This is a genomic window from Mycobacterium sp. UM_CSW (assembly GCF_000455205.1).
Classification (GTDB): domain Bacteria; phylum Actinomycetota; class Actinomycetes; order Mycobacteriales; family Mycobacteriaceae; genus Mycobacterium.
The window spans coordinates 1-16,665 of the sequence record NZ_AUWQ01000017.1; the positions used below are offsets into that span (position 1 = coordinate 1).

Annotated in this window: 12 protein-coding genes; 7 read left to right on the forward strand and 5 right to left on the reverse strand. The window is 65.1% G+C overall.

The genetic code is table 11. The features are described 5' to 3' along the window. Positions 1-35: 35 nt before the first annotated feature. From N415_RS31860 to N415_RS07435, 7 genes are all read left to right on the forward strand, one after another. Positions 36-7,805 (forward strand): hypothetical protein, encoded by a 7,770-nt coding sequence (locus N415_RS31860; RefSeq protein ID WP_204366812.1) that lies wholly within the window; start codon positions 36-38, stop codon positions 7,803-7,805. A gap of 84 nt (positions 7,806-7,889) precedes the next feature. Then, positions 7,890-9,545 carry an OB-fold domain-containing protein gene (locus N415_RS07410; protein ID WP_068178982.1) on the forward strand — a complete coding sequence of 552 codons (1,656 nt, stop codon included), beginning with the start codon at positions 7,890-7,892 and terminating at the stop codon, positions 9,543-9,545. Beyond that, on the forward strand, positions 9,542-10,429 hold the full coding sequence (locus tag N415_RS07415) for an alpha/beta hydrolase (RefSeq protein ID WP_068178985.1): 888 nt from the start codon (positions 9,542-9,544) through the stop codon (positions 10,427-10,429). Before N415_RS07410 ends, N415_RS07415 begins: the two co-directional genes overlap by 4 nt. Further along, positions 10,429-11,244 carry an NAD(P)-dependent oxidoreductase gene (locus N415_RS07420; RefSeq protein ID WP_068178988.1) on the forward strand — a complete coding sequence of 272 codons (816 nt, stop codon included), beginning with the start codon at positions 10,429-10,431 and terminating at the stop codon, positions 11,242-11,244. Before N415_RS07415 ends, N415_RS07420 begins: the two co-directional genes overlap by 1 nt. Further along, positions 11,241-12,041: an NAD(P)-dependent oxidoreductase gene (locus N415_RS07425; RefSeq protein ID WP_081665108.1), complete on the forward strand. Its 801-nt coding sequence runs from the start codon at positions 11,241-11,243 to the stop codon at positions 12,039-12,041. The genes N415_RS07420 and N415_RS07425 overlap by 4 nt, the downstream gene beginning before the upstream one ends. Positions 12,042-12,146: 105 nt before the next feature. Beyond that, positions 12,147-13,352, forward strand: coding sequence for a cytochrome P450 (locus N415_RS07430; protein ID WP_068178991.1), 1,206 nt, complete (start codon positions 12,147-12,149; stop codon positions 13,350-13,352). An 11-nt stretch (positions 13,353-13,363) separates the two neighbouring features. Next, positions 13,364-13,564 (forward strand): ferredoxin, encoded by a 201-nt coding sequence (locus N415_RS07435; RefSeq protein WP_068178994.1) that lies wholly within the window; start codon positions 13,364-13,366, stop codon positions 13,562-13,564. On the opposite strand, the gene N415_RS07440 is transcribed toward N415_RS07435, so the two are convergent. The 5 genes from N415_RS07440 to N415_RS07460 all read right to left on the reverse strand — a co-directional run bounded on the left by N415_RS07440 (position 13,561) and on the right by N415_RS07460 (position 16,586). Then, entirely contained in the window at positions 13,561-13,857 is a 297-nt protein-coding gene (locus N415_RS07440; RefSeq protein WP_068178997.1) for a DUF1330 domain-containing protein, read from the reverse strand. The genes N415_RS07435 and N415_RS07440 overlap by 4 nt on opposite strands. Further along, positions 13,850-14,056: a ferredoxin gene (locus tag N415_RS07445; protein ID WP_068179000.1), complete on the reverse strand. Its 207-nt coding sequence runs from the start codon at positions 14,054-14,056 to the stop codon at positions 13,850-13,852. Before N415_RS07445 ends, N415_RS07440 begins: the two co-directional genes overlap by 8 nt. Further along, a complete protein-coding gene (locus N415_RS07450; protein ID WP_068179404.1) occupies positions 14,053-15,315 on the reverse strand; it encodes a cytochrome P450 in 1,263 nt (420 codons plus the stop codon). Before N415_RS07450 ends, N415_RS07445 begins: the two co-directional genes overlap by 4 nt. 132 nt (positions 15,316-15,447) lie before the next feature. Then, on the reverse strand, positions 15,448-15,975 hold the full coding sequence (locus tag N415_RS07455) for a hypothetical protein (protein ID WP_068179004.1): 528 nt from the start codon (positions 15,973-15,975) through the stop codon (positions 15,448-15,450). Further along, positions 15,972-16,586: a TetR/AcrR family transcriptional regulator gene (locus N415_RS07460; RefSeq protein WP_068179006.1), complete on the reverse strand. Its 615-nt coding sequence runs from the start codon at positions 16,584-16,586 to the stop codon at positions 15,972-15,974. The genes N415_RS07455 and N415_RS07460 overlap by 4 nt, the downstream gene beginning before the upstream one ends. Positions 16,587-16,665 lie beyond the last annotated feature (79 nt).

The following is a 16,665-nucleotide window of genomic DNA, read 5'->3' on the forward strand; positions in this document are numbered from 1 at the left end:
TCGTCGTCACCGAGATCGACGCTGACGAACGGATCGTGGCATTCGTTGTGTTCGAGTTCGATGACTTCAAAGCCGCGATCGCGGAGCTCGACGCGCGGTACCTCGCCGACGAAGCGGCTGTGCACTCGCAAACGTGGTCGGTCATCATGCAGGGTTTCGACGCGCTCAACCGGCGCGAACTTCCACCGACGACACCAGATTGGGTGAATGTCGACCACCGACGCCTTGGTCGATCGATTGCGCCCGGTGAATTGCCCGCCGTAGTAGGCGCCTCGTGGGAACTCGCATTCGACGTGACCAACTTCGTCGAGGCAGTACATCGGCTGGACAACTTCGGCGCGGTCATGACCCATGTGACGAATGAAAACTCGCAACAAGGTTTCCACGCGGAGTGGCGGGTGATCAGTCTCATCACGCTAACTGGCGACTTGGTCAACCGCTGCGAGGTATTCGACGAGGGGGACCTCGATGCCGCGCTCGCGAGGTTCGACGAACTCACCCAACCGACACCGCGGCTGGCGAACACGGCAACGCGTGTATTCGAGCGCCTTTGTTCGTACTTTGCCACCGTCGACTGGCATGCCTTGACTCAAATCGCGGCCGAGAACGTTTCCATCGATGATCGTCGGCGGGTGGTCAACGCCGAGCCAATACGTGGCCGGGACGCCGCAATCTCAGCCGCCCGGGCGACCGTTGATGTCGGCTTCAAGATGACGATGTTGGACGTCGTGGCCACCCGCGGCGACCGTCTCACTCTCGTGCGTGTTCGCGCCGCGGGAAGCGATCCCGGTGCGATTCAAAACGACGTCCTGGAAGTCGTCCACATAGACGCCGAGGAGCGACTCGCGGCTGCTGTCGTGTTCGACGTCGAAGACTTCGCCGCCGCCGTCGCCGAGCTCGACGCCCGATATCTCGCCGACGGAGCAGCCGCTTACGCGAACGCGTGGTCGCTTGTCGCGGCGGCATACGCAAGCTATAACCGCCGCGAGCTGCCTGCCACCACACCGGACTGGGTAAACGTCGACCGCCGCCGGGTGACCACGTATCCGAACGGCGATGTCTTCAAATTCGTCCGCGTTGGCTGGGATCACATTCCGGACATCAGCTTTTACATCGAGGCTGTGCATCGGTTGAGTGGCCTCGGCGCGGTCGTCACTCATGTGGGACGCGGGACCTCGCAACAAGGCTTCGACGCCACGTGGCGCGAGATTCACCTCATGACAGTCGAAGGCGATCTGTTCAACCGCAGCGAGATGTTCGACGAGGCGGACCTCGACGCCGCACTCGGGAGGTTCGACGAACTCAACCAAGCGACACCGCGGCTGGAAAACACCGCCACGCGTGTATTCGAACGCCTTTATTCGTACGTTGCTGCCGGCGATTGGTACGCGGTGACTCAAATATCGGCCGAGAACGTCTGCGTCGACGATCGGCGGCGGGTGGTGAACGCAGGGGTTCTGCATGGCCGAGATGCCAACATCAAAGATGCAAAGGCAACCGTCGATGTTGGCTTCACGATGGCAATGTTGGACGTCCTGGCTACCCGCGGCGCGCGCCTCGCCCTTACCGGAGTTCGTGTTTCGGGTCCTGACCCCGAGGCGATACAAAACGATGCCCTCCAGATAGTCGAGATCGACGCCGAAGAGCGTATTGCGGGTGTTGTCGTTTTCGACCTCGACAACTTCGAGGCAGCTGTCGCCGAGCTCGACGCTCGATATATTGCTGGCGAAGCGGCTGCCCAAGCGAGCACGTGGACGGTCATTGCGGACAGCTACGCCGCATTCAACCGCCACGAAGTCCCCGCGACGGAAGACTGGGTCACCATTGACCACCGACTAGCAACACCGTTCGAGCCCAGCAACATGACCCCATCTATTCGCACTATTTGGGACCTCACGCCAGACCTCAGCATCCACATCGAGGCGGTGCATCGGCTCAACAATTCCGGAGCGGTCATCACCCATCAGGGGCATGGGAGCTCGCAACAGGGATTCGACGCCGAGTGGCGGGCAGTCGATCTCTTATTGGTCGACGGCGACCGGATCCATCGCTGCGAAGTCTTCGATGAGACAGACCTCGACGCCGCGGTTGCGAGGTTCGACGAACTCAGCCGTCCGGCAACGCAACTGGAAAACACAGCAAGCCGAGTGGATCAGCGCTTTCAGGCGTGTTTCGCCTCCCGCGACTGGGATGCAATGGCCGAGATGCTGTCCGACAGCTTTGCCGTTGACGATCGGCGTCGAGTCGTGAATGCGGGTAGCCTGGAGGGTCGAGATGCTGAACGCATCGTGCATGCATACGCAGCTCTCGGATCCCAGAATGTGACCTCAACGGTCGTTGCGACACGCGCACAGCGCCTCGTTTTAAGTCGCTACCGATTTTCGGACCGCGACCCTCAACCCGACGCGTTTCGCATCGAGATGCTTGTGGTCGTCGAAATCGACGCCGACGACCGGATGGCGGCGGCCGTCGTGTTCGACCCTGACGACATCGACGCCGCCTTTGAGGAACTTGACGCCCGGTTCCTCGCAGGAGAGGGCGCGGTACATGCGGGCACCTGGTCGCTAGTCGCGGGTGCTTTCGTTGCGCACAATCGACGCGAATTCCCTGCGACGACACCGGATCCGGTGAGCATTGACCACCGCCGGGTGGCCTCGTTTGCGCCCGGTGAAGGTTTCGAATACATCCGTGCCGGCTGGGACCTCGACCAAAACCTCAAGCTCTACATCGAGACAGCACATCGGTTCAACGACCTGGGCGCGGTGTTCACTTGGACTGGATACGGAACCTCGCGACAGGGCTTCGAAGCCGAGTGGCGGGGCGTCAACCTGATGACGGTAGACGGCGAATTGCTTGACCGCAGCGAGGTATTCGACGAGGTCGACCTCGACGCCGCACTAGCGAAGTTCGACGAGCTCAGCCGGCCGTCACCCCGTCTGGAAAATACGGCTAGCCGAGTGGGTGAGCGCTATTTGGCACACATCGCCGCGGGCGACTGGAACGCCATGGCGGAAATCTTGACCGACGACTTTTCCAGTGACGATCGCCGTCGGGTGGTGGGCGCAGGAGTCCGACATGGTCGAGACGCTGTAATCCTGGACATGCGAGCGATCGCCGACCTGGCGCTCATGAGCGTGACATCGACCGTCATGGCAACCCGCGGGGAACGCCTCGTTCTCATGGGTGCCGCGTACTCGGGCCGCGATCGAGGGCCGCGGGGGGCATTTCTCACAGAGGTGCTCGGGGTCTTCGAGATCGGCGCCGACGAGAGGATTGTCGCAGCGGTCTCGTTCGACGTCGACGAAGTTGAGGCCGCCATGGCGGAGCTCGACGCCCGGTACATTGCGGGCGAGGCGGCCGCCCACGCTCACACGTGGTCGGTGCTCGCTTCCGCCTACGCCGCGCTCAATCAGCACGAACTACCGCCGACCACGCCGGGTTGGGTCAACATCGACCATCGGCGGGGGCAACGCGTCGAGGCGGACGATCTGGGCGCATTCATCCGTGCGACGTGGGACGTCGTCCCGCAAGGCCGCGTCTACATCGAGGCTGTGCATCGCCTCAGCGATCTCGGAGTGGTCATTACCCACGCTGCGCGTGGGACGTCGCGGGAGGGCTTTGACGCCGAATGGCGGGCCGTTAACATTTCGACGGTCGATGGCGACATGGTCAGCCGCAGCGAGGTTTTCGACGAGGCGGATCTCGAAGTTGCACTTGCGAAGTTCGATGAGCTCAGCCGACCGACACCGCGATTGGAAAACGCGGCAAGCCGAGCAATCGATCGATTCCAGACGTGCTTCGCAGCCCGCGACTGGGACGCCATGGCCGAAATGATGGCCGAGGACGTAGTTGACGACGATCGTCGGCAGGTGATCAACGCCGGTGTGCGACGAGGTCGGGATGCCGAAATCGCAAACATGCAAGCCATAGTCGAGATCGGCGTCGACAAACTCTCGTCGACGATTATCGCCACCCGTGGGGAGCGCCTCGCCCTGAGGCATCAACACGTGGACAACGAGCAGCCAACCGAGGCGTTCCAGTTCAATGATGTCCTGCAGGTAGTGGAGATCGACGCCGACGAGCGGCTCGCGACGGTCGTGACGTTGGACGTCGACGACACCGACGGCGCCTTCGAAGAACTCGAGTCCCGGTACATTGCCGGTGAGGCGGCGCCATATCGGGACGCATGGTCCGTTATCGCCGCGGGCTACGACGCGCTGAACCGGTACGAGGTCCCAGCGGCCGCACCAGACTACGTGAACATTGATCACCGGTTACGTGCGAAGTTCGAGGCGACGGATCTGGCCGAAAACCTCCGCGCCGCTTGGCAGCTTACTCCGGAACTCAAAGGCTACATCGAGGTTGTGCATCGGCTAGGCGCCCGAGGAGCGGTCGTCACCCACGCTGCGCACGGAACCACGAAAGACGGCGTAGACGCCGAGTGGCGGGGGATCCACTTTTTGACGCTCGAGGGCGGCATGGTCAATCGCTGCGAAATGTTCGACGAGGCGGACATCGACGCCGCACTCGCGAAATTCGATCAGCTGATCCAACCGGCACCGCGACTCGAAAACGCGGCAAGCCAAGTGAACGAACGCTTCTGGAGCTACTACACCGCCCGTGACTGGGACGCCATGGCGGCGATACTGGGCGACAACTTTTCGAGTGACGATCGCCGTCGCGTTATAAACGCCGGGATCCAACGAGGTCGAGACAACCACATCGCGGACATGCGAAGCCTCGCCGAGGTTGAGGCGAATAACGCGATGACCGTCGTCGCAACCCGCGGTGAGCGCCTCGTCCTCACTCGTGTTCGTTCTTCGAACGGCGATCTGCAGCATGGGGAGTTTCGCGTCGAAATGCTCGCCATCGCACAGATCGATAGTGAGTACCGGATCGTGGCCACCATCCTGTTCGACGCCGACGACATCGACGCTGCCTTCGAGGAGCTCGACGCGCGCTACCTCGCCGGCGAAGCGGCCCCGCACGCGCACACGTGGTCGGTGATATCCCAGGCCTATGCCGCGCTCAATCGGCGCGAGCTCGCTGCGACGACGCGGGACTGGACAAGCATCGACCATCGCCGGTTCGGCACGATCGAGGCAAATGCGGTGACTCCAAACATCCGGGCGTTTTGGGATATCACGTCGGAAGCCAGAATTGACGTCACGACTGTGCACCGATTGACCAACCTCGGAGCGGTCGTTGCCCACGCAACGCATGCGACTTCACGCGAAGACGTCGAGATCGAATCGGGCGAGATCATCATTCTGATGGTCGACGGCGACCTACTTAGCCGCTGCGAAATCTTCGACGAGGAGGACCTCGACGCCGCGCTCGCCCGCTTCAAGGAATTGCAACCGCTGGCGCCGCGGCCGGAAAACGCGGCGAGCCGCGTCGACGAACGACTTCGGACACACCTCGCGGCCCGGGACTGGGACGCAATGGCGAACATGCTGACCGAGGACACTTGTACGGACGATCGCCGACGGATCGTGAACGTCGGAATCCGACGCGGCCGCGACGTCACAATCGCCTACTCGCAGGCAATGGCAGACCTCGGTGTCAAGATCGTAACGTCAGACGTCGTTGCGATTCGGGGAGAACGCCTATTCCTCAGTCGGGCACGATGGTTGGGGCCCGATCAGCCGGCTGCGGACTTTCACACCGAGGTACTTAATGTCGTCGAGGTCGACCTCGAGCAGAGGATCGCAGCGCGGGTCATGTTCGACGCTGATGACATCGACGCCGCCTTCGAAGAGCTCGATGCCCGATACCTCGCTGGCGAAGCGGCCGCGCACGCGCAGACTTGGTCGGTGATGGCGCGGGAATGCGCCGCGTTCAACCGGCACGAACCAACTGCGGCCGACTACGTCACCATCGATCACCGGTCGCTCGGCTTAATCGACGCGGCTGATCCGCGGGCATCCACGGGCGCCATTTGGGACGTCACGCCAGACTTCACCATCCACATCGAGGCGGCGCATCGGCTCAGCAGTTTCGGAGCGGTCGCCACCTATACGGCGTCTGGGACCTCACCAGATGGCTTCAATGCCGAGTGGCGAGTTATCGAACTTCTGACAGTCGAAGGCGACCGGATCAATCGCTGCGAAGTATTCGAGGACACGGACCTCGACGCCGCGCTCGCCCGATTTGAGGAACTGCAACCGCGGGCGCCACGGCTGGAAAACCCAGCAAGCCAAATAGTCGAGCGGTACCTTGCCTGCATCTCGGCGGGAGACTGGGCCGCTATGGCGGAGGTACTGGCCGACGACGTTGTCGCGGATGATCGCCGGCATGTCGTGAACGCAGGGGTTCGACGTGGCCGCGATGTACATATCACGGACATGCAAGCCACCGTCGACGTCAGCGCACCGACCTTTTCTTCGAGCATCATCGCGACCCGCGGGGAGCGCCTTGCCCTCGCCCATGTCCGTATCTTCAACCGCGGCATGACCAGTGAGGTCGGCGCCGAGGCACTCGGCATCGGCGAGATCGACGCCGACGAACGGCTCGTTGCGGCCATCTCGTTTGACCTCGACGACATCGACGCTGCCTTTGCGGAACTTGATGCCCGCTACCTCGCCGGCGAGGCGGCCGATCACGCGCAGACGTGGTCGGTCATCGCGCAGACCTATGCCGCGTTCAACCGTCACGAATTCCCCTCGACGACACAGAATTCGGTCTACATCGATCATCGTCCGCTCGTGACCAACGACGCGACTGATCTGACCGCGAACATCCGTGCCATTTGGGACCTCATGGACGTCAGCACGTACATCGCCGAGAGCGTGCATCAACTGAGCGAACGTGGCGCCGTCGTCACCCAAACCTTAAAAGGGCGCTCGAAACAGGGCCTTGATATCGAGTCAAGGATGATCGACGTTTTTATGGTGGAAGACGGCCTGGTAAGCCGCGTCGAAGTCTTCGACGAGGCCGACCTTGATGCCGCACTCGCCCGCTTCGAGGAGCTGCACTCTGAGGCGCCGCGTCTGGAGAACGCGGCAAGCCAGGTTGAGCGACGCTTCGTGGCCTCGTTCGCTGCCCGCGACTGGGATGATGTTGCGGGATTGATCGCCGACGACATCTGCGTAGATGATCGTCGCCGCACCGTGAACGCCGGCATCCGGCACGGTCGAGATGCAGAGATTGCAAGCCAGAGGGCGATTGCCGCAGTTGGCGTCGTCAACGCAACGTTAACCGTGATCGCGGTGCGCGGGCAGCGCCTCTTCCTCGGTTGTCACAGCGTTTCAGGCCAGTGGTCCGAGTCCACTGCGTCTGAGACACTATGCGTTCTTGAAATCAACGCCGAAAACCAGATCCTGGCACGCATTCTGTTCGACACCGATGATCTCGATGCCGCACTGGCGGAACTCGATGCCCGATATCTCGCCGGCGAAGCGGCCGCACACTCGCACACATGGTCTGTCATCCTCGGTGGCTACACCGCGACAAACCGACGCGAACTACCCCCGACAACGCAAGAATGGGTGAGCATCGACCATCGGCGCGCGATCGCCTTCGCGCCCGGCGAGCTGATCCCTTATATACAGGCCACGTGGGAAATGGCCCCGGACATCTACAGCTACGTCGAGACTGTGCATCGACTGAGCAATGTCGGAGCGGTCGTCACACAGGCAGTGCGTGGGACTTCGCAACAGGGCTTCGACGGAGAGTGGCGAGAGATCATCGGTGTCACGGTCGAAGGCGACCTGATCAACCGCATCGAAATATTCGACGAGACGGACCTCGACACCGCGCTCGCCCGATTCGACGAGCTCGAAAGGCCGGCGCCTACGGTCTAGATGGTGCCTGCTGGCAGTGATAACGTGATTCTCCGATTCGTATAACGGCCCTACCGGATTGGCCGTTCGACTCGCGGAGGTGACGTGTCAGCTGCACCGGGCCGCCCGCTGCCCCTGATCACGCAGGACAACGAGTTCTTTTGGACTTCGGGCGCCGACGGGACGCTTCGGCTACAGGAATGCCAGAGCTGCGACGCGCTGATCCATCCGCCGGCTCCGGTGTGCCGGTACTGCCGATCCCGGGACGTGGGTGTGCGGGACGTTTCCGGCCGGGCGACGCTGGCCGGGTTCACCGTCAACGAGCGGTTCAGCCTGCCGGGGCTGCCGGCGCCGTACGTTGTCGCACAGGTGGCGATCGCCGAGGACCCGCGCGTGCGGCTGACCACCAACATCGTCGAGTGCGATTTCGAGCGGCTGGAGCTCGGTCAACAGGTGGAGGTGGTCTTCGAGCAGGTCGAGGACGTGTGGTTTCCGCTGTTCCGGCCGATTCCCGATGCCGAACCCGCAGCCCTGCCGTCCGACGAGATCGCGCCCGAGCGCTTCGGCGAGCGCGTGCGCCCCATGCTCACCCAGGAGAAGTTCGAAGACAAGGTCGCGCTCACCGGCATCGGCATGTCGCCGATCGGCCGCCGCTTGATGCAGCTGCCGCTGTCGCTCACCGTTCAGGCCTGCGAGGCGGCGATCGCCGACGCCGGGCTGACATTCGCCGATATCGACGGCCTGTCCACCTACCCCGGCGCTCTCAACGTCGCGGGAATGGGCGAGGGGGGCACCACCGCCCTGGAGGCCGCATTGGGCATCCGGCCGACGTGGCACAACGGCGCGATGGAAACGTTCGGCCCGGGTGGCTCCGTGATCGCTGCGATGCTGGCGATCGCCGGTGGGCTCGCGCGCCACGTGCTGTGCTTCCGGACGGTGTGGGAAGCCACCCACGGCGAGCTGATGAAGCAGGGCAAAATCGCGTCCTCGATGGGCCGAATGTCGGGGTGGCAGATGCCATTCGGCGCCACCTCGGCCGCCCACACGCTGGCGATGAACGCGCAGCGGCACTTCCACCGTTACGGCACAACGAAAGAGACGCTGGGCTGGATCGCCCTGAACCAGCGCGCCAACGCCGAACTCAACCCCACCGCCATCTATCGCACCCCGATGACGATGGACGACTATCTGGGCGCGCGTCCCATCACCACGCCGTTCGGGCTGTACGACTGCGACGTGCCGTGCGACGGCGCGATCGCCGTCATCGTGTCGGCCGTCGACGCCGCCCGCGACCTGGCCAAGCCGCCCGTCCTGGTGGAGGCCGTCGGCACCCAGATCGTCGAGCGACTCGATTGGGACCAAAGCACTTTGACGCACGAGCCACAGGTGCTGGGCCAGGCCGCGCATGTGTGGACCCGCACGTCGTTGCGGCCCGCCGATGTCGACGTGGCCGAACTCTACGACGGGTTTTCCTTCAACTGCCTGTCTTGGATCGAGGCGCTGGGATTCTGCGGCATCGGCGAGGCCAAGGAATTCCTGGACGGCGGCAAGAACATCGCGCGCGACGGGCAATTACCGCTCAACACGCACGGCGGCCAACTATCGCACGGTCGCACCCACGGCATGGGCCTGCTGCACGAAGCGGTCAGCCAGCTGCGCGGCGAGGCCGGTGACCGGCAGGTAACCGACGCCCGCGTCGGCGTCGTCAGCAGCGGCGGCCTCACCCCCAGCGGCGTGCTTTTACTGCGGGCCGACACATGACGAGCGTCCGTCCGCGGCTGGTGATCGTCGACGGGGTGCCGATGTCGGCGCTGGTCGCCGAGGCTGACGAGCCCACGGCGGTGATCGTCGCCATCCACGGCGGAGGCACGACCGCGCTGTATTTCGACTGCCCCGGCCACCCGTCCTATTCGTTGTTGCGCACGGGCGCCGAGGCCGGATTCACCGTCGTGGCCCTCGATCGGCCCGGCTACGGCAGCTCCGCACCGTACCCCGAAGCGATGGCCTCCGGCGAGCAGCGGGTCAACCTCGCCTACGGCGCAGTGGAGCGCATCCTCGGCGAACGACCGCGTGGCGCAGGCGTATTCGTGTGGGGCCATTCCGGCGGCTGCGAATTGACGATGCGGATGGCCGCCGACGCGCGCGGCGCCGAGCTGCTCGGCATCGAACTGGCCGGCACCGGTCGGCACTACCACCCCGCGGCCAAGGAAATACTGAAAACCGCCACCCGCGAGCGCCGCCCGCCGGGCATGCGCGACCTGCTGTGGAGTCCCGCGGAGCTGTATCCGCCCGAGGTCCTCGGCGGCGCAACGGTTTCCCCCTCGGCGCCGGCCTACGAGGACCAAATGGTCTCCGACTGGGCGCGGCAGACCTTCCCGGAGCTGGCGCCCGCCGTGCGCGTCCCCGTGCACTTCAGCATCGCCGAGCACGAAAAGGTCTGGCAGGCCGATGACGGGGCGGTGACCCAGATCAGTGCGCTGTTCTCCGCGGCGCCCCGGTTCGTCGTACATCGTCAATCCGGCGCCGGACACAACATCAGCCTCGGCCACACCGCCCCCGACTACCACGCGAAAGTCCTTGCGTTCGCGGCGGAATGCGCGGGTGAGGGGTCAACGGATTCGGAAGCCGATTTGGAGGCCGGTTGATGCGGGTTGGGTTCATCGGATTAGGCAGTCAGGGCGGCCCCATGGCGCGCCGGATCATCGAGGGCGGCTACCCGACGACGCTGTGGGCGCGCAGGCCCGCGTCGCTGGAGCCGTTCGCCGACACCCCGGCCAAGATCGCCCCGACGCCGGCCGATCTGGCCGCGGCTAGCGATCTCGTCTGCCTGTGCGTCGTCGGCGACGCCGACATCGAGGAACTCACCGGCGGCGAGGACGGCCTGCTGGCGGCCATGACACCGGGCGGCGTCATCGCGGTGCACAGCACCGTCCATCCCGACACCTGCCGTGAGCTCGCCAAACAGGCCGAGGTTCATGGGGTTTCGATCATCGATGCGCCGGTCAGCGGCGGCGGTCCGGCGGCCGCGGAGGGCCGGCTGCTGGTGATGGTCGGCGGCGACGGCGATGTCGTCGAGCGCTGCCGTCCGGTCTTCGAAACCTACGCCGACCCCGTCGTTCACCTGGGCGACCTCGGATCCGGGCAGACCACCAAACTACTCAACAATCTGCTGTTCACCGCCAACCTGGGCACCGCGGCCGCCACCCTGTCGCTGGCCGACGAGCTGGGCGTGTCGCCGGATCGCCTCGTCGAAGTCGTCTCGCGCGGCAGCGCAAACAGCTTCGCGCTCAACGCCCTTGGCGGCATCGGCGGCCTGGACCGGCTGGCCGGCCTGGCCGGGACGCTGCTGCAGAAGGACGTCCGGTTGATCGTCGAACTCGCCGAGCGGGCCGCGGCCCGCGGGGGCGCCGTGCTCGACGCGGCCGACGCGACCCTGACCCAGATGGGGCACCCCCGATGAAAGTCGGCTTCATCGGCGTGGGCCGGATGGGACGCCCCATGGTGGTGCGGCTCATCGACGCGGGCCACGACGTCCGGGCCCTGGCCCGGTCGGACGAACAGCGCCGCGATCTCGCGTGGCTCGGTGCCCACGCGGTGGGCGAGGTGGGTGAGCTCGGTCCGTGGGCCGACGTCGTGGTGGTCTGCGTGTTCACCGACGAACAGGTGCGGCAGGTCTGCCTGGACGGCGCCCTGCTACCCACGATGCGGCCGGGTTCCACGTTGGTGGTGCATACCACCGCGAGCCCCAAGACGATCGAGGCGATTGCCGCCCGCGCCGCCGACGTCGGCGTGGTCGACGCCCCGGTCAGCGGCGGCCCGCACGACATCGCCGCCGGCATGCTGACGCTCTTCGTCGGCGGCGCCGACGCCGCGCTGAACCGGGCGCGAACCGTGTTGGGCTGCTACGGCGATCCGGTCCTGCACGTCGGGCCGATCGGCGCCGGGCAGAAGGTGAAACTGGTGAACAATGCGCTGTTCGCGGGCCATATCGGGCTGCTCGCGGAGGCCATCCGGTTGGGGGAAAGCCTGGGCGTGCCGGAATCGACGCTGCTGGAAGCCCTCCCCCAGGGCAGCGCCACCAGCCGGGTGCTGGACATCGTCGCCGCCCGGGGCTCCGTCGGCTCGTTCATCGAGGTAGCGGGCGAATTCGTGGCCAAAGACGTGGCGGTCGTGCGCGACGTCGCCGCGGGACTGGGCGGTGACCTGGGCGCGCTGGAGCAAGTGATCAAAGTCGACGGGGTTGGCGGGAAGGTCTGACATGGTGGTGTTTTGGCCTTTTCGCTGCGTCACGAAAGCGCTACCGTTAGCGTTACAGTCAGGCAATCCGCTGTAACGGTTCAGCCCGCCGATGAGGAGCATGCAGTGACCAAGCCGAAGGTCGTGTTCGATCCGTTCTCCGAGGAGTTCTTCAACAATCCGTTCGACATCTATCGACGGATGCGCGAGGATGCGCCGCTGTACTACGACGAAAAAGAGGACTTCTACGCGCTGACCCGGCACGTCGACGTCGCGGCCGCGTTCAAGGACTTCGAGACGTATTCCTCGGCGCGCGGCTGCGACCTCGCGATGGTGCGGCGAGGGATCTCCCCCGAACAGAAGTCGATCATCTTCATGGACCCGCCGGAGCACCGCCACATGCGCAGCCTGCTCAACAAGGCGTTCACCCCGCGGGCCATTCAATCGCAGGTCGAAACGATCATCGAGGTGATCGAGAAATACCTGGGCGCCGCAGACCCCGACAATTTCGATGTCGTGCAGGACTTCTCCGGGCCGTTCCCGGTGGAAGTCATCACCCGGATGGCCGGCGTTCCAGAGGAATACCGTCAACAGGTGCGCCACTGGATCGACACCAGCCTGCACCACGAACCGGGGCAGATCGAGATCAGCGAAGCCGGGATGCAGGCGAACATCGATACCGCGATGTACTACTTCGGCCTGATCCAGGAGCGGCGCGCCGAACCGCAGGACGACATGATCAGCCGGCTGATCGCGGCCGAAATCCCCGGCGAGGACGGTAAGCCGCGCAAGCTCGACGACATCGAAATCACCGGCTTCGCCACCCTTTTGGGGGGCGCCGGCGCCGAGACCGTCACCAAGTTGCTCGGCAACGCGGCGGTGATCTTCGCCCATCATCCCGACCAGTGGCAGATGCTGCAGGACGACCGCAGCAAGATTCCGGGTGCGGTGGAAGAGCTGTTGCGCTACGAGGGACCGGTGCAATACAACGTCCGCTACACCCTGAAGGAGGCGCACGTCAGCGGCGGCGTGATCCCGGCGGGCAAACCGGTGTTCCTCTGCGGGGCCGCCGCGAACCGCGATCCTGAGGCCTTCACCGACGCGGAAACGTTCGACATCGAGCGCGACCAGACCGAGGCGCAACACCTGGGTCTCGGCTACGGGATTCACAGCTGCCTGGGCGCGGCGCTGGCGCGCCTGGAGAGCAGGCTCGCGCTGGAGCGGCTGCTGGACTTCATGCCGCGCTACGAGGTGGACTGGGCGGGGTGCAAGCGGGTGAACATGCAGAACGTCGCCGGCTGGAAGAATGTACCCGTCAAGATACTTCGGTAAGGGGAATCGCGATGACGAAGAAGATCGAAGTCGACTGGGGGCTTTGTGAAAGCAACGGCGTCTGCATGGGCATCAACCCCGAGATCTTCCACCTCGGCGACGACGACATGCTGACCGTGCTGCGAGAGGAAGTCACCCCGGAGATCGAATCGGACGTGCGAGAGGCCGTCCGTCAATGCCCCCGGCAGGCGATCTCGATCGTGGAGGGCTAGCCGAATCCGGTAAGGATGACCGCGTTGCAGTCGGCCGCCGCTTGGCGTAGCCGCGCCGCCTTTTGGTAGGCCTCGGACTCGTACCAGGCCCGGGCCGCGTCCACCGATTCGAATTCCAGCACGACGGTCTGGTGGCCATGCCAGGTGCCCTCGATGACTGTGGGTGCGGTGTCCACCGCCAATATGTTGACCCCGCCCATCGCCGCTCCCGCGGCCCGGGCGTAGGCCTTCATGCCCTCCGGATCCTTGATGGCCTCGGTCAGGATGACGTACCCTTTGGGCCCTTTAGCCACTCGAATCTCCCTGCGTCTCGCTGATCGCCTGCTCGGGGCAGCAGTCGATGGCCTCTCGGGTGGCGGCCTCGAATTCCGTTGGGACCTCGGATGTTATCGACTCCGCGTAACCGTCGTCGGTCAGGTTGAACACGTCGGGGCACAGCGTGACGCACACGCCGTGACCGCGACAGCGTTGGTCGTCGACCGAAACTTTCATGCGGGCGTGAACTCCAGGTGCAGCTCGGTCAGGCCGCGCAGGATATACGTCGGAACATATTGGTAGCGGCGGTTATTCGCGGGGCCGTGCACGCTCTCGTCGATCCTGATGTCGGATGTCCGGTCGAGCAGTCGCTCGATCGCCACCCGGGTCTCGGCCCGCGCCAGCGGCGCGCCGGGGCAGCTGTGGATCCCCCGCCCGAACGAGATGTGCTGGCGGGCGTTTTTGCGGGCCGGATCGAATGTGGTCGGGTCCTCGAACCGGCGCGGATCGCGGTTGGCGGCCGCCTGCACGATCATCACGGTGGTGCCCGCCGGTAAATCGACGCCGCCGACGTTGGCGGGCACCCGGTTCAACCGGAAGTCGCCCTTGACCGGGCTTTCGTGGCGAAGCGACTCTTCGATGAAGTTGGGGATCAGGCTGCGGTCCCTGCGCAGCTGCGCCTGGATGTCGGGGCGCTCCCCGATTGTCTGCAGCGCGGCGCCGAGCAGCCGCACGGTGGTCTCCTGGCCCGCCGAAAAGACGTTGCTGGCGACACGGGCGACGTCTTCGACGTCGGGGATCGAGCCGTCGGGGAAGGTGGCGGTCGCGAGGCCGGTCAGCACGTCGTCGCGGGGCTCGCGACGGCGGTCGCGGACATAGTCGGAGAACAGGCCGTAGAGGAATTCCAGGGGACTGTGCGCCAGCGATTCCTTACCGGTGCCCCCGACGCCGCCACCCGCATGCTCGGCGATGCCCTTGACGAACTTGTCCCGGTCCTCCATCGGCACGCCCAGCAGGTCGGCGATCACCAGCAGCGTGAACGGGCCGGCGAAGCCCTTGATCCAGTCGCCGCGGCCGGGCGCCAGGAAATCGTCGAGCGCCTGGTCGGCGAGCGCCCACATGGCGTCTTCGTTCTCCTTGAGGCGCTTCGGGGTGATCAGCCGCATCAGCAGCGAGCGGTGGTTGGTGTGGGTCGGTGGATCCAGCGTGGGCAACTGGTCGCTGAACGGCAGCTCGTCGCGGTGCTGCTCGATCAGCTCGGTGATGTCGCTATCCCCCAAACCTTCGAGGCTGACCGGAAAACCGGGAAACGGTCCGGTCACCGAGATGCACGAGGACCACGTCGCGGCGTCGTTGAGCACCGCGCAGGCCTCGTCCCAGCCGGTCACCATGGTGACGCCGTGGTGGGATTCCCGCGTCACCGGGCACTGCTGTCGCAACGCCTCGTAGTAGGGGTACGGGTCCGCGATGAGCTCTTTGCCGCGGAAGAAATCCATCTTGGTGAAGTCGTTCACCGTGTCGCTCCGTTCGAATCTCAGCAGTGAGAATGAGCCTCTCAGAGATGAGTATTACATTTCCATACGGCCCAGTCGTCGTCAAACGACAGCCGCCGAGTTTGGAAGCGGTGACTAGCCGGCGGGAACCAGGTCGGCGGCCACCGAGGGCCACGCCAGCAGCCCGCTGCGGAAGGTTTCGAGGTAACCGATCGGCCCGTGCGGGACCCCGTCGCCCGTCCCGGCCGCCGCCAGGGCTTGGCCCTTGAAGATCTTCGCCGCCATGCTCAGCCGGTGCTGCACCAGGCCGACGCTGTCGTCCAGCTCGGCCGGCCAGCTCTCGCCCCACAGCGTGACCTCGGTGGCGCCGTGGTCGAGGGCCTGCAGCACGCCCTGGCGCACGCGCGAGTCGCATCCGAACAGGTCCGCCGCGGCCGCCAGCGCCTGGGGGTGTGGGCGCGTTTCCACCGTGGCCAGGGCGTCCTCGAGGTCGAGCGTCCCGGCGCCAATGATCTGAAGTGGCCGAACGTCGGGGCAGTCGGCCAGGTCGGTCAGCAGGACGGTGACGTCCCATCCCGCCATCGAGCGGTCGAAGAGCCAGCCGCCGGCGAACCTGACCACGTCGGCGACACTGCTGGCGACGACGTCGAGCCGGTACCTCATGTTTGCTCGCTCGTCGTCGTCGGCGCGAAGTCCCGCGCCAGCGCCTCCGCGTACTCCTTGAAGGCGTCGGTCAGCGGTATCGAAGGGTCGAGCAACCATATTGTTTCCATTCCGTGGACGAAGGCGAGAATCTCGATCGCCTTGACGGCGGGGTCTATGTCGGTGCGATATCGGCCGTCCGCCTGGCCGAGCCGGATGAGCTCGGCGACGATGTCGATCGCCTGCCGCTGCCGATCCAGCATGCGGTCGTGCAGCGGGGCGTCGGGGAGGATGTTTTCGACCAGCAGCACGGTGAACGTGCCCACCATCTCGGGCGCCCGATCAAAGCGATCGGCTACCCGGGCGATCTCGGCGAGCAGATCCCCGGCGCGATCGGCGTGGGTGGCGTCGTCCTGGTCGCGCGCGTCCAGCACGGCGTGCAGCAGCTGTTCCTTGGATTCGAAGTGGTGCAGCAGGCCGGCGGGGGTGACCCCGGCCTCGCCGGCGATCTGGGCGAGCGTGGTGTTGCGCCAGCCGTTGCGCAGGAGCAGGCGTTGCGCCACGTCGAGGATCCGCTGCTTGCGGTCCTCGCCCTTGGCGAGAAGCGTGTCGTATCGCCGCGCGACGGGCACCGGACTCCCTCTCGGCCAGCCGTTGTAATAACCTACTGAACACACAGTAGGTTGGTTTCCCGGCTGTGACAAGCGTCTC

Bases quoted from the DNA above. Each gene is read 5' to 3' on its own strand.
- N415_RS07415 (WP_068178985.1), top strand. From the start codon at position 9,542: ATGACGAGCGTCCGTCCGCGGCTGGTGATCGTCGACGGGGTGCCGATG.
- N415_RS07420 (WP_068178988.1), top strand. From the start codon at position 10,429: ATGCGGGTTGGGTTCATCGGATTAGGCAGTCAGGGCGGCCCCATGGCG.
- N415_RS07425 (WP_081665108.1), top strand. From the start codon at position 11,241: ATGAAAGTCGGCTTCATCGGCGTGGGCCGGATGGGACGCCCCATGGTG.
- N415_RS07435 (WP_068178994.1), top strand. From the start codon at position 13,364: ATGACGAAGAAGATCGAAGTCGACTGGGGGCTTTGTGAAAGCAACGGC.
- N415_RS07445 (WP_068179000.1), bottom strand. From the start codon at position 14,056: ATGAAAGTTTCGGTCGACGACCAACGCTGTCGCGGTCACGGCGTGTGC.
- N415_RS07450 (WP_068179404.1), bottom strand. From the start codon at position 15,315: ATGGATTTCTTCCGCGGCAAAGAGCTCATCGCGGACCCGTACCCCTAC.
- N415_RS07455 (WP_068179004.1), bottom strand. From the start codon at position 15,975: ATGAGGTACCGGCTCGACGTCGTCGCCAGCAGTGTCGCCGACGTGGTC.